The sequence below is a fragment of the Chrysiogenia bacterium genome (assembly GCA_020434085.1).
Lineage (GTDB): Bacteria > JAGRBM01 > JAGRBM01 > JAGRBM01 > JAGRBM01 > JAGRBM01.
Genome location: JAGRBM010000382.1, coordinates 1 through 5,328, shown reverse-complemented (window position 1 = coordinate 5,328; position 5,328 = coordinate 1). Strand labels below are relative to the sequence as shown.

Sequence of the window (5,328 nt, the reverse complement as noted above, 5' to 3'; positions counted from 1 at the left end):
CTTGCCTACACCGAGGTCCGCGACGATGAGTGAGTTGCCCGAAACCTCGCGCGACCTGGGCATGGGGCAGATCCCGCGCAGTGAGCGCAGCAAAGGGGCGGGCATCTTCCGCGCGGTGTTCAATCGCGTGGTGAACATGTGCGCCCGCGTGTTGCCGATGTTTCCGGGAATGCGCGCCTCGCTCCACCGCCTTCGCGGGGTGAGCGTGGGGGAGCGGGTGTTTATCGGGGTGGACGTGTTGATCGATGATGCCGATCCGTGGGGCGTCGTGATCGAGGACGATGTGACGGTGCTTGCGCGCGCGGTGATCCTGGCCCACGCCTATTACCCGCGGCATTTGCAGGGCGTTCTCGAAGAGGCTTCGGGCCGCAGCGGCGTGACCTTGAAGCGCGGCAGCTACGTGGCCGTGGGCGCCATCATCCTGCCCGGCGTCACCGTCGGCGAGCACGCCGTCGTGGGCGCGGGCTCGATAGTTACCAAGGATGTTCCGCCCTATAGCGTCGTGGTGGGAAGCCCCGCCAAGGTCGTACGGACCTTCACGCCCGAAGAAGTTGCCGAGCCGCCGAAGTAAGAACTCGGAGATCAACCGCCAAGGCGCCAAGAACGCCAAGCGTGCGTGAATGATATCGCTCGCCATTGCCCTCGCGTGATCGAGCAAAGACGATGCGTATCATGCAGATGAATCTTTACTTGGCGTTCTTGGCGCCTTGGCGGTGAAATTCCGAAGGCTACGCCGCAGCGGGCACCAGCCGCGCGCAGACTCTCTCGACAACCTCGGCGATCTGATCCCAGCTATAGCGGCCCTGCGCCTTTTCTGCGCCGATGCGTGCCAGGCGTTTGGCGAGTGCTTCGTCGCTGAGCAGCGTCGCCGCCTGAGATGCGAGCGAAGCGGTGTGGCCGGGCTCGAAGAGCAGCCCGCCATCGCCGACCACTTCGGCGAGCGCGCCCGTGTGGGAGGCGAGCACCGGCGTGCCGGCGGCCCAGGCTTCTAAAATCACGATGGCAAAGGCCTCGTTCGTGCCCGGTACGACAACGACTTCACTCTCGCAGAGCAGCGCTTCTTTCTCTTCTTCTTCGAGCACGCCCGCGTCGACGACGACCGAGCGCATGGTGGGCGGCAGGCCCGCGAGCTGCTTGTCGAACCAGTTGGAGCCTGGACCGGCAAGGATGATGCGCGCGTCGGGGTGTTCGGCGATCAGGTGCGGCGCCGCGCCCAGCAAGGTCTCGATTCCCTTGGCCGCGACTTTGCGCCCCAGGTAGCTTACCAGCCGGGCGTTCTCGGAAATGCCCCAGCGCGCGCGAAGCTCCGCTGCAATGGGGCGCGCCTTTTCGCAGGTCATGGCCTCATTGGTGAGCGCATTGCCGGTGATGTGGATGTTTTTCTCCGGCACGCCGCGCTGGGTGAGCGTGCGCTTTTCCCAGCCGGTAACCGTGAAGACGGCGTCACAGTGGGCGAGGATGCGCTTTACCCAGCGGCGCTCGTGGGTGGGCTCTCCCTCGTGGAAGTGCGGGGTGATCACGACGGGCTTTCGAAACGCCCGCGCGGCGGTGTATCCCGCGCGCACGTGGGGGTAGGGGACCGCGTGCAGATGCACCAGATCCGCGCTGCGCACACTCGTGGGCAGATCGCGATAGAATCCAAGCGACTGCGGCGGCGAGAGCAGGCTGCTGCCCACGCCGGCAAAAACGCTGTCGAGTTTCGGTGAGCTGAGCGCCGGGCTCGCGCTGCGGCTGAGTTGCAGGGGATTGAGATCCACCGGGGCATAGCGCCGCACGTGGACGCCCTCGACCACTTCGTCAGGCGGCAGCGGAATGCGATCGTTTCGCAGGCGCGGGTGCCAGAACTCATCTTCGCCGAGCAGATCGAAGGTCATCACTTCGACTGAGTGGCCTGCATGCGCCTGCCGCGCGGCGAGCGCAGCGGCCCAATTCTCCGACCCGCCGATGGCCGGCGGGTAGCGCTGGATGAGGTGCAGTATTCGCATGGTCCCAATATCGCTAGGGTATTCGCTTGGGCCGGGCGAAGCCAGCGCAGGGGCAACTCCGATCTCCCATTTCACTGGCCCTGCAAGGGGGAATAAAGGCTTTGCAAGGGTGGGCGGCTTTGCTATAAGGCATTGACTGGCGGGTCAACTAGTCAATCGAACTGATCCGCCGCGGGCCGCACCCGGGTTCCCCCGGGGAGGCACCAACGAATACTGAGGAGGGCCTGATACCAATGGCCGACATGAGCGCAAAGGAATTCTTCGATAAATTCATTCCCGAGAAGCTGGCGAGCCTGAGCGGCGTCGACTTCCCCGACGTCAAGGACACGATCCAGATCGAAGTGATCGGTGCGGGCGAGTGGACCGGCAAGATCGAGGGTGGCAAGCCCACGATCACCGCGGGCAAGGCCAGCGATCCCCTGATCACCGTGGCCTTCACCGAAGCCGCCCTGAAGATGGGCTTGGCGCGCGCGGGCGATCAGCTCGACGCCGACATCTCCGGCCCCGCCAAGATGGCCGCCGGCATGCTGAGCCCGGACAAGGCCGAGCAGGTTCGCAGCCAGCTCCAGGGCACCATGAAGTTCACGATCACCACCAACGACGGCAAGGAAGAATCGATCGCCATTGGCTTCAACGGCATCGACATCGACACCCCGACGTGCACCATCAAGACCACCGAGGGTGAAATGAACGAAATGCGCGAGCAGCAGATGCCGCCGCAGCAGGCCTTCATGGCCGGCAAGATCCGCCTGGAGGGCGACATGTCGCTCGCCATGCAGGCCGGCATGCTGTTTGCCACCTGATTTGTTTCCAACGCTGATTCAAGCGAAAACGGCCGCCCGATGGGCGGCCGTTTTGTTTTAGATGCAGCTCCAGGAAATTGGAGAGCAGATGATCGGCGGGCTCGTGGGGGATTTGTAGAAGAAACCCGTGCCGGCGTCGGGGACGTCATTGCCGACGGCGCCGCCACCCTCGGATGCGCCGGTACTCAGGTAGGCGCCGCTCACGCCCACCGACCAGCCCATGCGGTCGTTCTGGGTCGAGACAAGGTTGGGTAGAATGCCGCGCACCCCCCAGGTGCCGTCTTCGTAGCGCCCCCAGACATAGGCCACGCCGACGTCATCGCCGATTGCATCCAATGGACAGATGTAGGGATTGAAGCAATCCCAGCCGGGCACGCCGACCACCGCCAGGTTGCCGTCGATGCCGACGGAGAAGCCAAAGAAATCCTCGGAGCGCAGCGCCACCGCGCGAAGCTGCTCGGTCTGCTGCCAACTCATGTCCGAGTATTCGAAGATGTAGGCGGTGCCCGCACTTGGAACCGAGTCGCCAACCGTGCCGTCGTCGCCGGGCGCACCCACGATCATGCGCTCGCCCGAGAGGTCCACATCGAATCCGAACTGGTCGGCAAGGCCCGGGCTCTCGGGAATGAGTTTGGTGCCCGCGTCCCAGACATTTCCCGGCCCTGTGCGGTGAAAGACATAGACCGCGCCGGCGTCGGGACGCTGTTCGCTTGGGCCATCCTCGCCGGGCGCGCCGACTGCCAGCCAGTCGCCCGAGAGCGCGACCGACCAGCCGAATTGATCGCCCATCTGGGCGTCGGATGCTTGCAGGCGCACACCGTTGCTCCAACTGTTGCCCGGTCCCGTGCGCTCGGAGATCCAGACCGCGCCGGCATTGATGCCGCCGGTGTCGTGACCGGGGCCGCCGACGGCGAGCCAGTCGCCCGAGATGGCAACCGCGCCGCCGAGCATGTCGGTGCCTGTGAGATCGGTGATGAGCGGGCTGAAGCCCAGGTCCCAGTCGCCGGTTTCGGTGTCGCGCGCGAAGACGTAGACGCCGCCCAGCGAGGACGCGCGCCCGGGCGCGCCGGCAATGAGGTAGTTGCCCGAGATCTCAACAGCGCTGCCGAAGAGGTAGTTCGCCCCGGCATCGCTGGCCAGCAGCTTGGCCTGCGCCTCCCAGGTTGTCTCGCCGCGCGCGAAGACATAGACCGCGCCGGTCTCCGGGAGCGGGTCGCCGGGACCGCCGTCCTCATTGGGCGCGCCGAAGGCGGCGAGGTCGCCGTCGATGGCGGTGCTCGATCCGAGGCGGTCGACTTCCTGCGCGTCGGCCGCGGCAACGACGCCGGCGGAAACGACGCTGTTCTGCGCAAAGAGCAGCTCCCAGTCGGTGCCGCCGTTGCAGGCGGTGATGAAAAGCGCGAGCAGCGCAGCAATCACAATCCGTGGTCTCATTGGTGGTTCCCCAGTGCTTGATGAGCCGAGCCTAGCCCCGGCCGGGCGGCTTTCGGGTGAGCTTCGTCACAGACACGCACATTGCTGCGGCGCCTGAGGCGGGGCAAGCCGGGGGCTGTGAAAGCCCGCCACGCCCATGCGAAACCCCCGAAATGGGCGCGTCGTGCCTGAACGGGGCTCCCCACTGACTCTCTCGTCATTTTCGAAAAAAGCTGCTAGAAAACTCCCGCGCGCGGGTAGCCGGGGTCAGACCCGAGAAGACACACAGGCGCCCGACCGAAAGGATGCATTCATGACTTACCAGCCCACCATTTTGACCGACCTCAAGGACGGCGTGCTCACCGTTACGATCAATCGTCCCGAGAAGAAGAACGCCTTCAACAACGATCTCTACGACGACCTGCGCGACGAGCTCAATAACGCGCGCGAGAACGACGAGGTCGTCTGCATGGTGCTCACCAACGCGGGCACGACCTTCTCGGCCGGGCAGGACCTGGCCGTCTTCTCCGGCGGCGGCGGCAAGAGCGAGCGCCCCAAGACCTCCGAGGCGCCGATGGGCTTTCCCGGCTACCAGAACGCGCTGCTCGACTTCGACAAGCCGCTCATCATCGCGGTCAACGGCCCCGCCGTGGGCATCGGTGCCACCTCGCTGCTGCATGCCGACATCGTCTACGTGAGCGAGTCCTCACGCGTGCGTTTTCCCTTCGTGAGCCTGGGCATCGTCCCGGAGGCGGGTTCCACCGTGCTGCTCCCCATGATCGTGGGACTGCAGAAGGCCTCCGAGCTGCTGCTGAGCGCCGACTGGATCAGCGCCGATGAGTGCGTGGAACTGGGCCTTGCCGCCGCCAAGTACGCCGACGACGAAATTCTCACAAAAGCGCAGGAGCGCGCCGCGCAGATCGCCGGCCACGCGCCCAGCTCGCTCGTAGAGACCAAGCGCATGCTCCTTGACTGGCGCCGCGACATCCTTCGCGAGGCCTGCAACCGCGAAGGCGGCGCCCTGGGCCGCACTGTCGGTCAGCCCGAGAACATGGAAGCGATCATGGCCTTCATGCAGAAGCGCAAGCCCGACTTTACGAACAAGCGGAACAAGAAGAAGTAACGAG

The 5,328-nt window shown here is 65.2% G+C and carries 5 protein-coding genes; 3 read left to right on the top strand and 2 right to left on the bottom strand.

The genetic code is table 11. From position 1 onward, the window contains the following. Positions 1-205 precede the first annotated feature (205 nt). Entirely contained in the window at positions 206-571 is a 366-nt protein-coding gene (locus KDH09_13235) for an acyltransferase (GenBank protein MCB0220658.1), read from the top strand. Between the two features lie 157 nt (positions 572-728). Here the strand turns inward: KDH09_13235 and KDH09_13230 are convergent, their stop codons facing one another. Continuing rightward, positions 729-1,985 (bottom strand): glycosyltransferase family 4 protein, encoded by a 1,257-nt coding sequence (locus tag KDH09_13230; GenBank protein MCB0220657.1) that lies wholly within the window; start codon positions 1,983-1,985, stop codon positions 729-731. A 233-nt stretch (positions 1,986-2,218) separates the two neighbouring features. Between KDH09_13230 and KDH09_13225 the strand changes: the two genes are divergently transcribed. Further along, on the top strand, positions 2,219-2,788 hold the full coding sequence (locus KDH09_13225) for an SCP2 sterol-binding domain-containing protein (GenBank protein MCB0220656.1): 570 nt from the start codon (positions 2,219-2,221) through the stop codon (positions 2,786-2,788). Positions 2,789-2,845: 57 nt separating this feature from the next. Here the strand turns inward: KDH09_13225 and KDH09_13220 are convergent, their stop codons facing one another. Further along, positions 2,846-4,222 (bottom strand): hypothetical protein, encoded by a 1,377-nt coding sequence (locus tag KDH09_13220; GenBank protein MCB0220655.1) that lies wholly within the window; start codon positions 4,220-4,222, stop codon positions 2,846-2,848. 292 nt (positions 4,223-4,514) lie between these two features. Between KDH09_13220 and KDH09_13215 the strand changes: the two genes are divergently transcribed. Continuing rightward, on the top strand, positions 4,515-5,324 hold the full coding sequence (locus tag KDH09_13215) for an enoyl-CoA hydratase/isomerase family protein (GenBank protein ID MCB0220654.1): 810 nt from the start codon (positions 4,515-4,517) through the stop codon (positions 5,322-5,324). The last annotated feature ends 4 nt before the right edge of the window (positions 5,325-5,328 follow it).